Origin of the sequence: Aeromonas sp. DNP9, from assembly GCF_001728955.1 — a bacterium.
In the GTDB taxonomy this organism is placed as follows: Bacteria; Pseudomonadota; Gammaproteobacteria; order Enterobacterales; family Aeromonadaceae; genus Aeromonas; species Aeromonas veronii.
Genome location: NZ_LYSQ01000014.1, coordinates 104,135 through 121,110 on the forward strand (window position 1 = coordinate 104,135; position 16,976 = coordinate 121,110).

Below are 16,976 nucleotides of genomic sequence, written 5' to 3' on the forward strand. Positions count from 1 at the left end.
GAATACTCCCCCTGTGTGAGTCCCGGATGGGCTCACGGTCCGGTCTCCCGGGCCCAGTTTGCCGTCTTGTGCTAAGGCGGGTGTAGCAATAGGTTAATCATGAGTTTTGCCGATAGTTTGTTCTTTTTAATGCTGCTGGTTGGCGGCAGTGTGTTCTTCTCCCTCTCCGAGATCTCTCTCGCCGCGTCTCGCAAAATCAAATTGCAGGTGATGGCGGATGAAGGTAATCGCCAGGCCGAAAAGGTGCTGGCCCTGCAGGCCCAGCCGGGCAACTTTTTCACCGTGGTGCAGATTGGCCTCAATACCGTCGCCATTCTGGGCGGTATCCTGGGTGAGTCTGCCCTCAACCCCGCCATCAAGGGGATTGTCTCCCAGTTCTACCAAGGGCCCTGGCTTGGCGAGATCAGCTCCGGAGCCTCCTTCGTGTTCGTCACCGGCATGTTTATCCTGATCGCCGACCTGATGCCCAAGCGTCTGGCAATGACCATGCCCGAGCAGATTGCCGTGGTGGTGGTGCGCCCCATGCTCTTCTTCGTCACCGTGCTGATGCCGCTGGTGTGGGTCTTCAACGGATTGGCGAACTCCCTGTTCCGTCTGATGCGCGTCTCCACGGTGCGTAATGACGAGATCACCTCCGACGATATCTATGCGGTGATGGATGCCGGTGCCGAGGCGGGGGTTATCCAGCGCGAGGAGCATCAGCTCATCGAGAACGTGTTCGAGTTGCAGTCCCTTGGTGTCACCTCTGCCATGACGGCCCGCGAGAGCCTCATCTACTTCACCCTGCAAGAGAGTGAAGAGAGCATCAAGGCGAAGATCGCCGAACATCCCCACAACAAGTTTCTGGTCTGTGACCACAACCTCGACAGCATCAAGGGCTTTGTCGATGCAAAAGAGCTGCTGATCCGCGTTATCGGTGGCCAGAGCATCGACCTGATCGGTGGCAATCTGGTGCAGAACGTCATCATCATCCCCGATACCCTGAACCTCTATGAGGCGATGGAGTACTTCAAGAATCATCGTGGTGACTTTGCCGTGGTGATGAACGAGTACGCGCTGGTGGTGGGGATTGTCACCATGAACGACCTGATGAGTACCGTCATGGGCGAGTGGGCGACTCACGTGGTGGAAGAGCAGATCGTCCAGCGCGACGAGAACTCCTGGCTGGTGGACGGGGTCACCCCCATCTCCGACGTGATGCGCGCCTTCGATATCGAAGAGTTCCCCGAGAACCAGAACTACGAGACCATCGCCGGCTTTATCATGTATATGCTGCGCAAGATCCCCAAGCGCACTGACTCGGTCAAATACGCCGGTTACAAGTTCGAAGTGGTGGATATCGACAGTTACAAGATTGATCAGCTGCTGGTTACCCGGGTCGAACCGGTTGTGGCCGAGAAGCCAGCTCAGGAATCGTAAAAGGAGCGACATAAGAGTCATGAAGATGCAGTCTCATTCCCGTGCGCTGGCCTGTGTCGCGCTCGCCCTGGCACTGGGTGCCTGTAGCCAGAGTGCGCCGCGCAAAGCCACAGTGGCAGCCAAGCCGGTTGCCCCCAAGCCTGCCGTGGTCGTGCCGCAGCCGGATCCCGATGCGGTGGTACAAAGCGGCATGGCCGAGCCGAGCCCGGTCTTTGACGAGCAGTATCACGGCCCGGATCAGGGGTCGCTGGAGTCGGTGACCGCTCTGTTTGCCCGTGGCTACATCGAGTCCGCCATGCGCGAGACCATGCTGGCGGCGGTGCACAACGACTATCCTCTGCTCGGCATGCGGGATGTGCGGTTGACCGATCCGGTCTCCAAATTCCTCACATCCGAGCATGCGGCCACCACGGCCCATGACTACCTCTATGCGGGTGTGCAGCGTCGCCTCGGTCGTCCGCTCAGCCCTGCCCAGTGGGAGCAGATCTGGCGCGGTTTGCCGCAGCAGGGTCGGGTCTCCGACTGGGTCAAACAGATCAAGCGAGTGCTGGCCGGGCGTTAAGTTACCAGCGGATCAAGATTGTGATGAGGCCACCTTAGGGTGGCCTCTTGCATTTCTGCGTTTGCCTCGCCGTTTGCACGCTGATTTCTGCTGATACTGATTGCCGCCCGTGGCACTTTGTTTTATCTTGTTTTGGCCATCTAAACATCTATATGTTTTTATGGCTGCATAATAAAAGGGCTTCCCAGGATGAAGCAGGACGATCTGCAGCGATTCGATGCGAAACCGCAGATCAACAAAACAAACAGATAAATACGCAAATAAACAACGCACATAACAAAGAGACACGACAGATGGAAACCAGGGAATTTTGGGTGCTGGATGGGGGCATGGGGCGCGAGTTGGCGCGGCGGGGGGCACCGTTTCGTCAACCCGAGTGGTCGGCGCTGGCCTTGATGGAGGCGCCAGAGACGGTGCGTGATGTGCATCAGGCCTATGTGGCGAGCGGGGCCAGGGTCATCACCACCAACAGCTATGCGCTGGTGCCGTTTCATATCGGCGATGAGCGTTTCTTTGCCGACGGGGAGGGGTTGGCGGCGCTGGCTGGTCAGCTGGCCCGTGAGGTGGCTGACGAGCAGAAGGGCGCCGTGCAGGTGGCGGGTTCGCTACCTCCGCTGTTTGGTTCCTACCGTGCCGATCTGTTCAAGGCGGACAAGGTGAGCGAGCTGGCTATCCCGCTTATCCGGGCACTATCCCCTCATGTGGATATCTGGCTGGCCGAGACCATGAGCCTGATTGCCGAACCACTGGCCCTGAAAGCGCTGCTGCCTGATGACGGCAAGCCGTTCTGGGTCTCCTTCACGCTAGAAGATGAGGCGCCGGGCAACGAACCGCGACTGCGTTCCGGCGAGCAGGTGGCCTATGCGGTGACCGCGCTGGTGGCGGCCGGAGTCGATGCCATCCTGTTCAACTGCTGTCAGCCCGAGGTGATCGAGGGGGCCCTCGAGGTTGCCCACACCCGATTGCAGGCGCTGGGTCGCATCGATATTCGCCTCGGTGCCTATGCCAACGCCTTCCCGCCGCAGCCCAAAGAGGCCACCGCCAATGACGGGCTGGACGAGATCCGCGCCGATCTGGGGCCGCTGGATTATCTCGGCTGGGCCGAACGCTGGCGCGCAGCCGGGGCGAGCCTCATCGGTGGTTGCTGCGGCATCGGCCCCGAGCATATTCAGGCGCTGAGCAGCCGGTTGCGCTAAGGAGCCCCCATGAAAGAGAGCAAGATTGGGCTCTGGTCCCTCACCGCGCTGGTGTTCAGCTCCATGGTGGGGGCGGGGATTTTCAGCCTGCCCCAGAACATGGCCGAGGTGGCAGGCGCCCGCGCCGTGCTGATCGGCTGGGGCGTGACGGGTGTGGGCATCCTGGCGCTCGCCATGAGTTTTCTCTATCTGTCGCGACTCAGACCGGATCTCGACGGCGGTATCTACAGCTACGCCCGCGCCGGTTTTGGCGATCTGGTGGGCTTCTTCTCCGCCTGGGGTTATTGGCTCTGTGCCACCATCGGCGTGGTGGGTTATCTGGTGATCGCATTTGCGGCGCTGGGCAGCTTCGTCGATACGCCGGAGCAGGTCTGGTTTGGTGAGGGAAACAAGCTGGCGGCGTTTGTCGGCGAGTCCTGCATCCTCTGGGCTGTGCACCTGCTGGTGGCCCGCGGCGTGCAGCAGGCGGCGCTATTCAATCTGGTGGCGACCCTGGCCAAGAGCCTGCCGCTGCTGCTGTTTATCCTGTTTGCCTGCTACTTGTTCGATCCGGTCACCTTCGCGGCGGATCAGCAGGGCAGTAGCCTGGCGGTGCCGGTTTCCGAGCAGGTGCGCAATACCATGCTGATCACTCTCTGGGTCTTCACCGGTATCGAGGGGGCCGCGGTGTTGTCGGCCCGCGCCAGAAACCGGCGGGATGTGGGCACGGCCACCGTGCTTGGGGTGCTATTGGCGCTGCTGCTCTATGTGCTTATCTCGGTGCTGGCGCTCGGAATATTGAGCCGACCCGAGCTGGCGGCGCTGCCCAACCCCTCCATGGCAGGGCTGATGGCCCAGATGACCGGCTCATGGGGTAAGCTGCTCATCAGCGTCGGCCTGATCGTCTCGGTGCTTGCCTCCTACGTGAGCTGGACCCTCTTCTCGGCGGAGGTGCCGTTCAGCGCAGCCCGCCACGGCGCGTTTCCCGCCATCTTCCGGCGCCAGAACCGCAACGGGACGCCTATCGCCTCGCTCTGGCTCACCAGCCTGACGGTGCAGACTTGCCTGCTGCTGGTGTGGCTGCTCGGCAAGGGTTACACCAGCCTGCTGCTTATCTCCACCTCGATGATCCTGGTGCCTTACCTGCTGATCGGGCTGTTCTTGCTCAAGCTTTCGTTCAGCAGGAAGGGGGAGAGCGGGCAGGGCCGGAGGTTGATGCAGGCGGTGGCGCTGGTGTCGAGCGGTTATGGCTTCTGGCTGCTCTATGCCGCCGGGGTGGAGTATCTGCTGCTGTCGTTGTTGCTCTACGGGCCGGGCTTGCTGCTGTTTCTCTACAGCCGCCGTCAGCTGGGCGCAGATCTTTGCCTGAGTGGTCGCGAGCGGCTGTTGGCCGGAGTGACCTTGCTGAGCCTGATCCCCGCCGTCTGGTCGTTCGCCCATCTCTGACATCGAAGAGGTGACTGATCATAAAAGAGAGCGCCGCCGTGGCGCTCTCTTGTTATCAGGGACTGGTTATCAGGGGCTTGCTATCCCGGAGTTGCTATTCGGGGCGAAGGCTCAGCGGCTGGCAGGTCCGGCCGGTTTGCCAAACAGCACCGCGAGTTTTTGTCGCCACGGCAAGCCACGGGCGTCGCGCAGCATGTCGCGCCACTCGTGGAAGGTGAGAGTGAGGGGGTTGAAGCTGTGGATCGGCTTGGTGATGCCAAAGCGACACGGCTCGGCCGGATCCTACTCGACAAAGGTGCCAAACAGCCGATCCCAGATGATCAGCACCCCGGCGAAGTTGCGGTCTATGTATTTGGCGTTGCTGGCGTGGTGCACCCTGTGGTGGGAGGGGGTGTTGAAGAGCCACTCAAGCCAGCCGAGTTTACCTACCACCTGGGTGTGGACGAAGAACTGGAAGCCCAGACTCAGCAGCACGGTGGCGACCACCGCCTCGGGCGGGAAGCCGATGACAATCATCGGGATCCAGAACAGCCACATGCCGGAGATCGGATACATCAGGCTCTGGCGAAAGGCGGTAGAGAGGTTGAGCCGCTCCGAGCTGTGATGTACCACGTGGGAGGCCCACAGCCAGCGAACATGGTGGCTGGTGAAGTGGAACAGCCAGTAACAGAGATCCTGCAACAGGAACAGCAGTAGCACACTCCAGAGATTCAGCTCGATATCGAACAGTCGCCAGCCCCAGAGGGTGTCATACAGATAAGCAATGGCGATGGCCGCCAGGGCATCGCCCCCTTGGTGCATCAGGGCCAGCGCGGCGTTGGCGAACAGATCCCGCCACTGGTAGGTGGCGGTGGGAAAGGCCGCGCCATGTTTGCGCAGGTAGAGCATCTCCCAGCCGATAAAGGCCAGAAAAATCGGGGAGAGGTAGAGCAAAAGCAGTTGCACATCCATATGCGACCATCCATTCAGAGCAATTGCTCTCCAGCATAAAGGATGGTTTTAATATTTCATTAACATTTTTTAGTCAACGAAGAGATGGCATGAAATATGGCGCGGCAGCAGAGGAAGGCGCGCTGGATGGCTATGCTTGATGCAGGCTTTTTCAGGAGGTGCTGGCTTATGCGCGTCTGGTGTTGCTTGTTGCTGGGGTTGTGCATGATGGCGCACGCCAAGACCCGGGTCGAGATCCTGGCGGATGCCGCCTATCCCCCCTACTCCTGGCAGGAGGGGGAGGAGGTCAGGGGGATCTATGCCGACATTATCCGCGAGGTGACCTCTGCCATGCCTGACTATGAGGTGGTGCTCAAGCCCATGCCGTGGCGGCGCGGCCTGAGCATGGTGGAGCAGGGGACCGCCTTCGCCATTTTTCCACCCTACTACATGCCCGACACCCGCCCTTACATGTGGCCCTACTCCCAACCGATGCTGGATGAAGAGCTGGTGGTGATGTGCGGCGCCAGTGTGGCAGCCAATACCCCGCAGGCCAGGTTTCCGCTCGACTATCACGGTTTGCGCTTTGGTATGAACGCCGGTTTTGCCGTCGGCGGCGATGCCTTCTGGCAGGCGGTAAAAGAGAAGCAGATCGACGTGGAGGAGGTGAAAAGCAATCGGGAGAACCTGCTCAAGATTGTCCGCGGCAGGGTCGATTGCACCATCAATGATCGCCTCTCCCTGCTCTATGAGTTGCTCAACATGATAAAGGCCGATCAGCTGGCGGTGGCCGATATGTCCCTGCTCAAACAGGGTCCGGTGCTCAGCAAGGAGCAGGGGTTTCTCGGCTATAGCCGCAAGGGGGAGTACCCCTACAAACAGGTCTTTATCGACCAGTTTGACAAGGAGCTCTATCAGCTCAAAAAACGTGACGGGGTGAAAGTGATCGTGGAGCGCTATTTGGGAAAGTCCCCGCGCTGAGCCGATGAGATGGGCACTCGGGTTCAGCTGGGTTAAGCCTGCTCAGCGTGACACACAAGAGGAGGGACCTTGCGGTCCCTCTTCGTTTATCCAGCAGAGCGTGTTGGCTACAGCACCTGACTCAGGAACTGGCGCAGGCGTGGGGAGGGAGGATTGTCGAAGAAGTCGGCCGGTTTTTCATCTACTAGCAGTTCGCCACTCTCCATAAAGAGCACCCGATCCGCCACCTCGCGGGCAAAGCCCATCTCGTGGGTCACCACCACCATGGTCATTCCTTCGCGGGCCAGCCCCTTCATCACATCCAGCACTTCCCCCACCATTTCGGGGTCGAGCGCACTGGTGGGCTCGTCAAACAGCATGATACGTGGCTGCATGGCGAGTGCCCGGGCGATGGCCACCCGCTGTTGCTGACCGCCGGAGAGTTGGGAGGGATAGCTGGCCGCTTTCACCGACAGCCCCACTTTCAGCAGCAGCGTCTTGGCTCTGTCTTCGGCCTCACGGCGCGACAGCCCCCGCACCTTCTGCGGGGCGAGGCAGATATTATCCAGCACCGTCAGGTGGGGAAAGAGGTTGAAGGACTGGAACACCATGCCCACCTCTTCCCGCAGCTTGTTGACATCGCCCGGCTCGGTCAGGCAGATGCCATCGACCACGATATTGCCGTCGTTGATGGTCTCCAGCTGGTTGAGGGTGCGCAGGAAGGTAGATTTGCCCGAGCCACTGGGGCCGACGATCACGACCACTTCCCCTTCGGCGACCTGGGTGCTGACGTTTTTCAGGGCATGCACTTCACTGCCGTAGAACTTCTCTACACCGGTCGCCTTGATAATCGGATCAGTTGCTGTACGCATATTTCGCCTCCAGAAAACGAACCGGGAAGGCGAAGGGGGTGCCGTTGATGGCTGCACTTCTCGACGCCCGTTGCACCTTGATGATGGGATCAGTTACTGCGTGCATATTTCACCTCCAGAAAACGAACCGGGAAGGCGAAGAGGGTGTCGGTGATGGCTGCACTTCTCGATGCCTGTTGCACCTTGATGATGGGATCAGTTGCTTTTCGCATATTTCACCTCGAGACGGCGCACCAGAAAGGAGAGAGTACCGGTTAGCACCAGATAGAGCAGCGCCACGGTGAACCAAACCTCGAACGGGCTGAAGGTGGAGCTGACCACCTCGCGTCCCGCCTTGGTCAGATCGGTGATGGAGATGACCGACACCAGCGAGGAGTCCTTGATCAGGTTGATGAACTGCCCCGCCAGTGGCGGCAGTACCCGCTTGAACGCCTGCGGCAGTATGACGTAGCGCATGGTCTGGGCCGAGGTGAGACCCAGACTGCGACCCGCCTCCATCTGCCCCTTGTGAATGGAGCTGATGCCGGCGCGCACGATCTCCGCCACATAGGCGCCGGTAAAGACGGCCAGTGCCGCGACCCCGGCTGTGAAGCGATCGAGGTTCAGCACGGTGCCGATAAAGAAGTAGACGATGAAGATCTGCACCAGCAGCGGGGTGCCGCGAATGAGCTCCACATAGGTGACGGCCAGATTGCGCAGGGCCGGGTTGGGGGAGAGTCGGGCCAGCCCGGCCAGGGTGCCGAGCAAAATGGCGAAGAGGCCCGCCACCAGCGAGAGCTTGACGGTGACCCAGACGCCCCAGGCGATGGGGCCTGCGGTCCAGCTCAGTTGGGTGTCGAGGGTATCGCCACGAAAAACGGTATCCCCTTCGGCGACTTGTATGCCAGTGCTGGCGATGGCTTGCCGCACATTGGGGTCGAGATCGTCTTGCAGGAACAGCTTGCCTTTCTCGGCCTCGCTGGTACCCGCGATCACGGTGCCGTCAAATTCGGCGAGATTCTTCTGTTCCGCCTGATAGGCGATGTATTGGGGAATGCGTTCCCAGCGCCAGGTGTAATCCACTGACTGGACAGCCTTGTAGATGCCGAATACGGCAACCAGCAGCATCAGCAGGAAAACCCCATGCCAGAGTAGCTGATTGGGCTGTTTTTCCATCTGTCTTGTCGGTTTGGGTGTGTGCACAGTCACAACCTCTTCTCGTTATTGTGTGGGGAGCTGCGTGGTGCAGGGGCGGCATGTGCCGCCCCCCGGAGGTTATTTGAGCTGATTCAGCCAAGCGTTGGATTCGAACCACTTCTTGTAGAGACGGTCGTAGCTGCCATCGCCCTTGATCTGGCGCAGGTAGTTGTTGAACCAGTTGAGGGTGTCCTGATCTCCTTTGCGGATGGCCCAGGCCAGCGGCTCGAAGGTGAACGGCTTGTCGAGGTGCACCACGGCGCCCTGATTCTGGGAGGCGAAAATAGCGTTGTAGGGCAGGTCATAGACGAACGCATCGACCTTGCCGTTGATCACTTCCAGCTTGGCGTCATCCTGGGTTTCAAACTGCAGCAGGGTGGCTTTGGGGATCAGGCGCTTCACTGCCTGCTCGCCGGTGGTGCCGAGCTTGACCGCGATCTTGTATTTCGGGTCGTTGAGGTCGGTGAAGGATTTGATTTCGCCCGCCTTCTCTTTGCGCAGCACGATGGTCTGGCCGACCACGATGTAAGGATCGGCGAAGTTGACCCGCAGGTTGCGCTGGGGAGTGACGGTCATGCCGCCCATGATGACGTCGAACTTGTTGGTCAGGAGCGCCGGAATGATGCCATCCCAGGCGGTGTTGACGAACTCGACCTTCACGCCCATCTCTTTGGCGACCATTTTGGCGAGATCCACGTCAAAGCCGATGTATTGGCCCTGCTTGTTGGTCATCTCGAAGGGTTGATAGCCCGCATCGAAGCCAACCCGCAGCACGCCGCGTTCGAGCACGGCATCCAGGGTGGAGGTGGGGGCTGGTGTCGGGGCCGCCGTGGCGATCCCGCAAAATAGCAGGGTAGAAAGAATCAGTTTTTTGATCATAAGTGACGTCTCTGTCGGTGGTGTGTTCGGCCTTGAACCTGATCCCGTGCGACTCCGTGGCACAAGAGACTGCTGCATCCGGCAACAGGCAAGACAGGATGAATGTCTTGAGCGGGACAAAAGCCCCATATGAGATGCTATGAATAGTGGTTGAGTGAAAAATGTACCAAAAACAGATTGTGTCAGAAGACTCAACAGGTTAGAGACATTTATTGCTCATGGCTTCATTCATAAAATCACACGAAAACAACATATCTATCTAACGGGGTGGGTTCAAGCCCAAATTATGCCCAAGACATTTTGTTACAAAGCCTAGGTGCCGCTTGCAGCTCTTATTGTGTCGAATGGCTCCGTAAGAGGCTTTTTGTGGGGCTAATACGAATACGCATTGGTGGGATATCACACGCATTGCTCTGTTTATCAGCAAACGAACGGGCTTTATTGTGAAAACCATCAAGTCCCTCTGGGTCTAGGCAAACGCTTCTCATATACTCAGTTACCCTCTCTGCATGGCTTTGGTATGGACGCCTCACTACTGCTTAAGCTGGATATTTTTACCTTGATGATCATGGCCTTGTGTGGCTATTGTCTCGGTTTCCTCACTCTCACCATCATTCGCGTTACCCACAACGATATTCCCGGTGTCGGGGTCTGGTGGTGGTCCAGTCTGTTTGCCATGCTGGGTCAGGCGGGATTTGCCAGTCTGCTGCTGACACCTACCCCCTATGGCTCCTGGGTGGGCAATGTCTTCCTGATTTTTCATGTGTCGTTGCTGCTGGTTGCCCAGCGCTGTTTCTTCCGTCAATCGCCGGGCTGGCCTGTCTGCTGGGGATTCATCCTGCTGTTTGCCGCCGTCATGACCTGGTCGGTTGCCATTGATGGCCGGATTGCGGTGCGGGTGATGATCAGCAGCGCCACTTTCCTCGTGCTCAGTACACTCATCATCTGGCAGCTCTGGCGTCACGGCCGACCCGATTATCAGGTGGCGGTCTGGGTGCTGATTGGCCTCAATCTGGTGCTGATTGCCATGACCTTGATGCGGATGTTTACCGTGTGGGGCGAGGTGATCGAAAGCCCGTTCCAGCGTCAGCTGTTCAACGTGTTGCCCTATGTCTCCATGCTGGTGGGTAGCTCCATGCTCACCTTCGGGGTGCTGCTGCTCTGCAACCAGCACCGGGCGCTGGAGCTGCGCTATCAGGCCAGTCATGATCCGCTGACCGGCTTGTTCAATCGCCGTGGTTTTATGGAGCGTCTGGCCCGGGGACGCCCTGCACAGCAGGGGGCGCTGGTGGTGCTCGATCTGGATGACTTCAAGCAGATCAACGATCGGCATGGCCATGAGGTGGGGGATCGGGTGCTGGAGCGGGTCGGGTTGGCACTGCGCGAGCTGGAGGGCGTATTGGCCAGTCGCTTTGGGGGCGAGGAGTTTGTGCTGCTGTTTCGCCATGCCACCGCAGAGGAGGCGATCGCCCGGTGTCAGTCACTGCGGGTTCAGCTTGCGGCCAGCGAGGTAGAGGGGATCCATATCACCGTCAGCATGGGTATTGCTCACTGGCTGGGGGATTGGCACTTTGACAGCCTGTTCAGCCGTGCGGATGACGCTCTCTATCGGGCCAAGCGGGAAGGAAAGAACCGGGTCTGTCAGGCTGCCTGATGCCGGAATAGGTTCAGGAATAAAATCAGGGCGCGGTGATCCGCGCCCTGGTTGTTTCTGCTTGCCTGATCTGGCTTGTCATGCCATCCGCTACTCTGACGCCGCTTGAGCCGTTCTCGGTGCCTGCGCCTTGAGGAAGGGGAGCAGCAGCAGGGCCGAGACGCCCGCCGCTACCGAGATCACCACGAAGAAGCCGTTCCAGTGCCAGATCTCCATCACCTTGGCCAGCGGATAGCCCGACAGCGCCGCCCCCATGTAGGCAAACAGGCCGACAAAGCCGGTGGCGGCCCCTGCCGAATTCTTGTGGGAGCACTCCGCCGCCGCCATGCCGATCAGCATCTGGGGGCCAAACACGAAGAAGCCGATGGTAAAGAAGCAGGCCGCCTGCATCACATAGCTGAAGAAGGGCATCAGCCACAGCGACCCCACCGCCAGCAGGATCCCCACCGCAAAGATGAGGTTCATCGGGCCACGGTTGCCGTTGAACAGCTTGTCCGATCCCCAGCCCGCTACCAGCGCGCCGATAAAGCCCCCCACCTCGAACATGGAGATGGCCGAGTTGGCGCTCATCAGATTGAAGCCGCGCTGCTCGGTCATGTAGAGGTTGCCCCAGTCATTGATGGCGGTGCGTACCACATAGACCAGCACGTAACAGCAGGCGAGCAGCCAGATATAAGGGTTGCCCAGCACATATTTGCGCAGGATCTGGCGGTGGGAGAGCCCCGCATCCTGAGTCTGCTGGGCCAGCTCCATGGCGTCCTTGCGCCACACGCCCACCGTGGGCAATCCCATGGCGCTCGGGGTATCCCGTAGCCGCCAGCAGAGGAACAATCCCGCGATGATGGCGATAAGGCCGGGCACTATCATGCCGTAGCGCCAGCCATGCTGCAGGGCGATGGTGCTGACGATAAGGGGGATAAGCGCCCCACCGACGTTATGGGCGGTGTTCCAGGCCGACCACCAGACGCCGCGCTCGGTACGCGAATACCAGCTGGTGAGCAGCTTGGAGCAGGGGGGCCAGCCCCAGCCTTGGAAGAAGGCGTTGGCGACCCAGAGGGCGGCAAACATCCAGAGTGCCGACGAGAGGCCGAACAGTATGTTGATAACGCCGGTGGCCATCAGTCCGACACCCATAAAGTAGCGAGGGTTGGCGCGGTCACTGATGATGCCGGAGAAAAACTTGGAGCAGCCGTAGGTGATGTAGAACAGAGTCCAGAGCATGCCAATGTCGGACTTGTCCAGCATGCCGCTCGCCAGCATGTCCGGCATGGCGAAGTTGAAGCTCTTGCGGGTGAAGTAGAAGACCGCGTAGCCCAGATACATGGTCAGCAGCAGGTGCAGCCGCCAGTGGCGATAGGTGGCGTCGATCTCGTCCTGATCCCGGATAAGGGGCCGGGGCGGCGCGCTTCTCATAAAACTCAGCACAGGCAGGCCCTCTGGTGGTGATTAGCCATGACTCTCTTCCCGTCTGCGACTGGGCAGGTTGACCGTCAGCTGGGTGCCGTGGATGCAGGAGAGTTGCAGACTGCCCCCGAGGGCCTGTACCCGTTCGCGAATGCCGAGCAGGCCATAGCCCTGTTGCGGGCGGCTTTCCGGCAGACCACGGCCATCATCTTCCAGCACCAGTTGCAACTGCTCGCCGCTGGCACGGGCGTGAATGGTGACCGAGTGGGCGTTGGCATGTTTGACCACGTTGTTGAGTCCCTCCTGACAGACCCGAAACAGGGTGACCCGCTGGGCATCCGAGAGATCCCCATCCGCCAGCTGCCACTCCAGACGGGTGACGATGCCGTGACGCTCCAGCTCCAGCTCCCGCAGCAGTGCCCGTACCGCCTGTTCAAGAGTCATGTCGTCGAGCTGGCGCGGGCGCAGCCGCCCGAGCAGACCGCGCACCGCATCGTAGATCCCGAGCGACAGCGTGTCGATCAGGGCGCTGCTCTGGCCCACCCCGGCATTATCGGGGGCGAGGCGGCGCACGATCCCGGCCTGGGTACGAATGGCGGTGATGGTCTGGCCGATGTCGTCGTGCAGCTCGCGCGCCACCTCCTTGCGGATGCTCTCCTCGGTCTCCAGCAGCCGCTCAGTGAGTTGGCGATTGTGGGCAAGCTGGCGGGTCAGCGCCTGATTGAGTTCGCGCTGGCGCTGGATCCCGGCGCCGAGCAGCAGGCCGGTGAGGCTCTGGGCCAGCAGGGAGAGCAGTAGATCGAGGGGGTGATCGTGCCAGGCCTGACTGGCCAGCAGGGCGATGGTGTTCATCAGGGTGGCGAGCAGCGCCCCCTGCCAGCCGTAGCGCCACGCCATGGCGATGATGGGGATGGCGAGACAAAACGGGGTGAAGCGAACCAGCGAGTTGGGCAATCCCAACTGTAGCCAAAGGCTCAATACGAACAGCAGCAGATACCAGACCAGATGGCGAAAGCGCCACTCCACCGGCTGATCCACCAGCGCAGGACCGAGCGGCACCCAGGTGGCGCGGGTGAGGTAGTGCCAGATCAGCATGCAGGTGGAGGTCAGCGTCAGCCCGCCGGTCAGGCTGAGCAGCAGGGCCGAGAGGCCATCTTCCCCCGCCAGATGCCAGAGCAGGGCTTGCAGCAGCGCCGCCGCCGTGACGGTGGCGAGCAGCAGCAACAGTTGCTGCCAGTCGTTGCGCACCTGTTGGCGACGGGCAATCAGCAGCGGTAGCAGGGTCAGCAGACTGCCCGCGACCAGCCAAGGCCAGTGGGGCAGCCCCACCTCCAGATTGAGCCAGTAGAGCAGCAGCCCTTCGCACAATAATAGCGGCGGCCAGTAGTGGCCGGGACTTTGCAGCAGCAACCCGAGGCGCAGGCCGAAGGGGAACAGCAGCACCGCCAGCGCCGGGCCACCCGCCAGATGCAGGCTGATGCTCCAGAGGCAAAACCAGCCGGCGGCAAAGATGAAGCAGGCCGCCAGCGCGATGGCGACATAGCTGGCAAAACGGGAGATCACCAGCTATCCAGCATGCGGTGGGCCAGCTCGACGTTGTTGCTGACCTTGAGCTTGTCCATCAGGTTGGCGCGATGGACGTGAACCGTCTTGGGGGAGAGGCCAAGCTGCTCGGCGATGGCCTTCACCTCCAGCCCCTGTGCCAGTAGCTGGGCAATCTCCCGCTCCCGATTGGTGAGGGGATCCCGGCTGCTGCTGGCCAGTTTCTGGGCGATGTCCGGCGTAAGATAACACCCCCCCTGGGAGGCGGTACGCACGGCGGCGATCAGCTCGTCCGGACTGCACCGCTTGGAGAGAAACCCCTTGGCGCCGGTTTGCAAGGCCTGCTCGATGAGGGCGGGGCTGTCGTGTACCGAGAGCATCACCACCGCCAGACCGGAGGGGAGCTGCTTGAGCAGCTCCAGCCCCGACTGGTCGGGCATCGAGATGTCGCAGACGCAGACCCGCGCCCCGCTGCCGGGCAGGCCGGCAAGGGCGTCGCTGGCGGAGCCGAATTCGGCGACCACCTGCAGGTCGGGCTCCAGATTGAGCAGTTGGGCAAATCCGGATCGGACGATCTGGTGATCGTCGATAAGGGCAATTTTTATCATGATGTCAGCCTGAAATTCGGTGCGTCATGACCATGACGCGGCCAACAAGATACCTGCCCCCCGAGTCAGGCTCAAGCAGCAGCAGGAAAAGGGGCTAAAAACCGGGGGGCAAGGTGCGCAAAGCTTGATCGGGATCAGCTGGCAAGGGCGAGCAAGCGGGCTGATCAACAGGGGGATGACCAGCCCGGGGGACTCAGCGGTGCAGCTCGCCGGCGCGCTCCGGCTGATAGACCACTTCCAGAATTTCGACCTCGATGGTGCGACCGGCCGGGCCCGGCCAGGCGATGCTGTCGCCTACTTTCAGGCCGAGCAGGGCGCTACCCACTGGCGCTAGTACCGAGATGTTGCTCTCGTCGCCCTTGGCATCGCGCGGGTAGACCAGGGTCAGGCAGAACTCGTTGCCGCTGCTCTGCATCTTGAAGCGCACCTTGCTGTTCATGGTGACCACGTCCGGCGGCATGTCGGCCGGTTCGCGGATCTCGGCGCGGTCCAGCTCCTCTTGCAGGGCCAGATGCTGTGGGTGGTTGCCGAGCAGTTGTTCGATACGGTCCAGATCAAGGCTGGAGATAATCAGATGTGGTTGTTTCATAAGATATTCCTTATCAATAGCGGATAGGCCCATACCGGAGGGTGCAGGTTGGCCATCACGCAAAGTGTTACAAAAATGGATTCAACAGGTTCAATCGATTGAAAATGCCATGCCCCCAAGCGACTCGCGGCCGAAGGAGCGAGGCGGGGGCTCAGCAGGGTGTGAGCAAATACGAGGAAATAGCGAGTATTTTCATGGGGCTACCATAACCATTCTGGCCGACCTTGGCAACCGCGATTGAGTGACTACTCAGGAGCCTGATAGTTGTACTGACGGATGATCCGCGCCAGTGTGCCATCATGGCGCATCTCGTCGATTACGGCTTGCCAGCGACGTCCCTCGGTGAAGGGGAACTCCTTGCTGGCGGCGACATAAAACTGGGTACGCATCAGAGTCTCTCCGCGTACCAGCAGATCGGTTGGCAAATCACCAAGGCGCTGGTTGTAGAGGATGGCGTTCCAGGCGGCCACCCAGGCATCGATACGGCCCCGATGCAATTTCTGGGCATTGAGCTTCTCGGTGGCCACGGTATCACTTTCAAGCTTAAGTCGTTGTCTGAGCAGATGCTGACCGAAGGAGTAGCGCAAGGTGCCGATCTGCAGCGGTGGGAGATCTGTCACTTTGAGGGGGGCAGGATGAAAGCGGCGATCGCTGACGATGACAAAGTCGTCATCGAGTATCGGTGCTACCCAGTAGTAGAGGTGTTCCCGTTGAGTGCTGCGCACCGGCGGGATCAGCAGCACATCCTTGCGATGGATAGCCTGAGTGAGGGCTCTGGCCAGTGGCATCAGCTCGATGGTAAGCGGCTCACCTAGACGGCGGGCTGCTTCCTCCATGATCTCGATGGCGACACCGCTTGGTTTGCCGTGAGAGGAGCGAATGACATAGGGGGGCAACTCGGCCGCCACCAGCACAATAGCCTGGGCACCGGTGTTCACCAGCAACAACAGCAGGGCAAAAAAGGGCAGGCAGAGAGCGCGCATCAAGGTCGTGAGCCAGAGTCGAATATGCAGAGTGTAACATTCCTGCCTGCGTTGTCGTTGTGCCCGCTGAGAGGTTGGGATCTCAGTCGAAGAAATCCCGCAGATCGCGCATTTCGTAATCAGCGAGTTGCTGCCAGGGGAGCTGGGCAGGCAGCTTGCGCAGGGTCACCTCCATCCGGTAGCTGCGATAGCCGTCGAGACTGGCCGATTCGACCACCAGCGGGATCTGCCACTGACTCGACCAGAGAATGCGGGTTCGTTGCTGCCCTTCGCGCTTTTCATACCAGCGGGCCTGCTCGGGGGCGGCCTCATCCAGCGGGGTCATCCCCTCGATCAGCGCCGGGTTGACGAGATGGCGGATCCGTGGCCAGTCGGGTTTGAAGGCCACCTGGCCATACTCTTCCACCGGCACCTCAACCAGCTGGTTATGCCAGCTGTCGGCATAACGCAGTTGCAGCTCACCCTCATCACTGCGACTGACCCAGCGGGCCGCCATCTGGTGGGTAAAGTGCTTGTGGCCTGGCGTGGCGTCGTGAGTGGCGTGATAGGCACGGGCAAGGGGGAGGGGAATGAGCCGCTGGCTCCACACTTGATTGCCCACGCGCAGCCACTTCTCTTGCCAGACACTCTCTCTGGCGATGCCATCACTGCCGGTGACCCGGTCGTGATAGCTGATCCGGGCGGCGAGATCCGGGGGCGTGTCTTCAGCATGCAGGGGGAAGGCGAGGGTGCTGCCAAGCAGCCATAACGAAAGCAAAAGTCGCATCATCATCTGTC

Annotated in this window: 17 protein-coding genes and 1 pseudogene; 6 read left to right on the top strand and 12 right to left on the bottom strand. The window is 60.3% G+C overall.

What is annotated here, in order from left to right; genetic code table 11:
* The first annotated feature begins 99 nt into the window (after positions 1-99).
* The 4 genes from A9G06_RS11360 (at position 100) to A9G06_RS11375 (ending at position 4,602) form a co-directional block, all read left to right on the top strand.
* On the top strand, positions 100-1,419 hold the full coding sequence (locus A9G06_RS11360; protein ID WP_069555290.1) for a hemolysin family protein: 1,320 nt from the start codon (positions 100-102) through the stop codon (positions 1,417-1,419).
* Positions 1,420-1,438: 19 nt separating this feature from the next.
* Positions 1,439-1,981, top strand: coding sequence for a hypothetical protein (locus tag A9G06_RS11365; protein ID WP_069555291.1), 543 nt, complete (start codon positions 1,439-1,441; stop codon positions 1,979-1,981).
* A 293-nt stretch (positions 1,982-2,274) separates the two neighbouring features.
* A complete protein-coding gene (locus A9G06_RS11370) occupies positions 2,275-3,177 on the top strand; it encodes a homocysteine S-methyltransferase family protein (RefSeq protein WP_069555292.1) in 903 nt (300 codons plus the stop codon).
* A gap of 9 nt (positions 3,178-3,186) precedes the next feature.
* Positions 3,187-4,602, top strand: a complete 1,416-nt coding sequence (locus A9G06_RS11375) for a basic amino acid/polyamine antiporter (protein WP_069555293.1) — start codon at positions 3,187-3,189, stop codon at positions 4,600-4,602.
* 111 nt (positions 4,603-4,713) lie between these two features.
* Here A9G06_RS11375 and A9G06_RS11380 read toward each other — a convergent pair.
* Positions 4,714-5,553, bottom strand: a pseudogene (locus tag A9G06_RS11380) (sterol desaturase family protein).
* Positions 5,554-5,721: 168 nt separating this feature from the next.
* On the opposite strand from A9G06_RS11380, the gene A9G06_RS11385 reads away from it, so the two are divergent.
* Complete coding sequence (locus A9G06_RS11385) at positions 5,722-6,513, top strand: ABC transporter substrate-binding protein (protein WP_069555294.1); 792 nt, start codon at positions 5,722-5,724, stop codon at positions 6,511-6,513.
* Between the two features lie 107 nt (positions 6,514-6,620).
* Here the strand turns inward: A9G06_RS11385 and A9G06_RS11390 are convergent, their stop codons facing one another.
* From A9G06_RS11390 to A9G06_RS11400, 5 genes are all read right to left on the bottom strand, one after another.
* The gene (locus tag A9G06_RS11390; RefSeq protein WP_069555295.1) at positions 6,621-7,364 is read right to left on the bottom strand and encodes an amino acid ABC transporter ATP-binding protein; all 744 of its coding nucleotides are present in this window, start codon (positions 7,362-7,364) and stop codon (positions 6,621-6,623) included.
* A complete protein-coding gene (locus tag A9G06_RS22470; RefSeq protein ID WP_290439003.1) occupies positions 7,348-7,470 on the bottom strand; it encodes a hypothetical protein in 123 nt (40 codons plus the stop codon). The genes A9G06_RS11390 and A9G06_RS22470 overlap by 17 nt, the downstream gene beginning before the upstream one ends.
* The gene (locus A9G06_RS22475; protein ID WP_290439004.1) at positions 7,454-7,576 is read right to left on the bottom strand and encodes a hypothetical protein; all 123 of its coding nucleotides are present in this window, start codon (positions 7,574-7,576) and stop codon (positions 7,454-7,456) included. The genes A9G06_RS22470 and A9G06_RS22475 overlap by 17 nt, the downstream gene beginning before the upstream one ends.
* Positions 7,560-8,519 carry an amino acid ABC transporter permease gene (locus tag A9G06_RS11395; protein WP_069555296.1) on the bottom strand — a complete coding sequence of 320 codons (960 nt, stop codon included), beginning with the start codon at positions 8,517-8,519 and terminating at the stop codon, positions 7,560-7,562. Before A9G06_RS11395 ends, A9G06_RS22475 begins: the two co-directional genes overlap by 17 nt.
* A 99-nt stretch (positions 8,520-8,618) precedes the next feature.
* Positions 8,619-9,419 carry a transporter substrate-binding domain-containing protein gene (locus tag A9G06_RS11400; protein ID WP_005334079.1) on the bottom strand — a complete coding sequence of 267 codons (801 nt, stop codon included), beginning with the start codon at positions 9,417-9,419 and terminating at the stop codon, positions 8,619-8,621.
* Positions 9,420-9,939: 520 nt separating this feature from the next.
* Here A9G06_RS11400 and A9G06_RS11405 point away from each other — a divergent pair.
* Positions 9,940-11,073, top strand: coding sequence for a GGDEF domain-containing protein (locus A9G06_RS11405; protein ID WP_069555297.1), 1,134 nt, complete (start codon positions 9,940-9,942; stop codon positions 11,071-11,073).
* Positions 11,074-11,163: 90 nt separating this feature from the next.
* Here the strand turns inward: A9G06_RS11405 and A9G06_RS11410 are convergent, their stop codons facing one another.
* The 6 genes from A9G06_RS11410 to A9G06_RS11435 all read right to left on the bottom strand — a co-directional run bounded on the left by A9G06_RS11410 (position 11,164) and on the right by A9G06_RS11435 (position 16,968).
* Positions 11,164-12,498 carry an MFS transporter gene (locus tag A9G06_RS11410; protein WP_069555298.1) on the bottom strand — a complete coding sequence of 445 codons (1,335 nt, stop codon included), beginning with the start codon at positions 12,496-12,498 and terminating at the stop codon, positions 11,164-11,166.
* 21 nt (positions 12,499-12,519) lie between these two features.
* Positions 12,520-14,040: a signal transduction histidine-protein kinase/phosphatase UhpB gene (gene uhpB, locus A9G06_RS11415; protein ID WP_069555299.1), complete on the bottom strand. Its 1,521-nt coding sequence runs from the start codon at positions 14,038-14,040 to the stop codon at positions 12,520-12,522.
* Positions 14,037-14,627, bottom strand: coding sequence for a transcriptional regulator UhpA (gene uhpA / locus A9G06_RS11420; protein WP_069555300.1), 591 nt, complete (start codon positions 14,625-14,627; stop codon positions 14,037-14,039). The genes uhpB and uhpA overlap by 4 nt, the downstream gene beginning before the upstream one ends.
* Before the next feature lie 193 nt (positions 14,628-14,820).
* Entirely contained in the window at positions 14,821-15,216 is a 396-nt protein-coding gene (gene rnk / locus A9G06_RS11425; RefSeq protein WP_069555301.1) for a nucleoside diphosphate kinase regulator, read from the bottom strand.
* A gap of 245 nt (positions 15,217-15,461) precedes the next feature.
* Positions 15,462-16,199 (bottom strand): ABC transporter substrate-binding protein, encoded by a 738-nt coding sequence (locus tag A9G06_RS11430; protein WP_069555302.1) that lies wholly within the window; start codon positions 16,197-16,199, stop codon positions 15,462-15,464.
* 82 nt (positions 16,200-16,281) lie between these two features.
* Positions 16,282-16,968, bottom strand: a complete 687-nt coding sequence (locus A9G06_RS11435; RefSeq protein ID WP_069555316.1) for a hypothetical protein — start codon at positions 16,966-16,968, stop codon at positions 16,282-16,284.
* Positions 16,969-16,976 lie beyond the last annotated feature (8 nt).

Excerpts from the sequence above, each read along its gene's own strand:
- A9G06_RS11360 (WP_069555290.1), top strand. The coding sequence starts at position 100 with ATGAGTTTTGCCGATAGTTTGTTCTTTTTAATGCTGCTGGTTGGCGGC.
- A9G06_RS11365 (WP_069555291.1), top strand. The coding sequence starts at position 1,439 with ATGAAGATGCAGTCTCATTCCCGTGCGCTGGCCTGTGTCGCGCTCGCC.
- A9G06_RS11370 (WP_069555292.1), top strand. The coding sequence starts at position 2,275 with ATGGAAACCAGGGAATTTTGGGTGCTGGATGGGGGCATGGGGCGCGAG.
- A9G06_RS11375 (WP_069555293.1), top strand. The coding sequence starts at position 3,187 with ATGAAAGAGAGCAAGATTGGGCTCTGGTCCCTCACCGCGCTGGTGTTC.
- A9G06_RS11385 (WP_069555294.1), top strand. The coding sequence starts at position 5,722 with ATGCGCGTCTGGTGTTGCTTGTTGCTGGGGTTGTGCATGATGGCGCAC.
- A9G06_RS11390 (WP_069555295.1), bottom strand. The coding sequence starts at position 7,364 with ATGCGTACAGCAACTGATCCGATTATCAAGGCGACCGGTGTAGAGAAG.
- A9G06_RS22470 (WP_290439003.1), bottom strand. The coding sequence starts at position 7,470 with ATGCACGCAGTAACTGATCCCATCATCAAGGTGCAACGGGCGTCGAGA.
- A9G06_RS22475 (WP_290439004.1), bottom strand. The coding sequence starts at position 7,576 with ATGCGAAAAGCAACTGATCCCATCATCAAGGTGCAACAGGCATCGAGA.
- A9G06_RS11395 (WP_069555296.1), bottom strand. The coding sequence starts at position 8,519 with ATGGAAAAACAGCCCAATCAGCTACTCTGGCATGGGGTTTTCCTGCTG.
- A9G06_RS11400 (WP_005334079.1), bottom strand. The coding sequence starts at position 9,419 with ATGATCAAAAAACTGATTCTTTCTACCCTGCTATTTTGCGGGATCGCC.
- A9G06_RS11405 (WP_069555297.1), top strand. The coding sequence starts at position 9,940 with ATGGACGCCTCACTACTGCTTAAGCTGGATATTTTTACCTTGATGATC.
- uhpA (WP_069555300.1), bottom strand. The coding sequence starts at position 14,627 with ATGATAAAAATTGCCCTTATCGACGATCACCAGATCGTCCGATCCGGA.
- rnk (WP_069555301.1), bottom strand. The coding sequence starts at position 15,216 with ATGAAACAACCACATCTGATTATCTCCAGCCTTGATCTGGACCGTATC.
- A9G06_RS11430 (WP_069555302.1), bottom strand. The coding sequence starts at position 16,199 with ATGCGCGCTCTCTGCCTGCCCTTTTTTGCCCTGCTGTTGTTGCTGGTG.
- A9G06_RS11435 (WP_069555316.1), bottom strand. The coding sequence starts at position 16,968 with ATGATGCGACTTTTGCTTTCGTTATGGCTGCTTGGCAGCACCCTCGCC.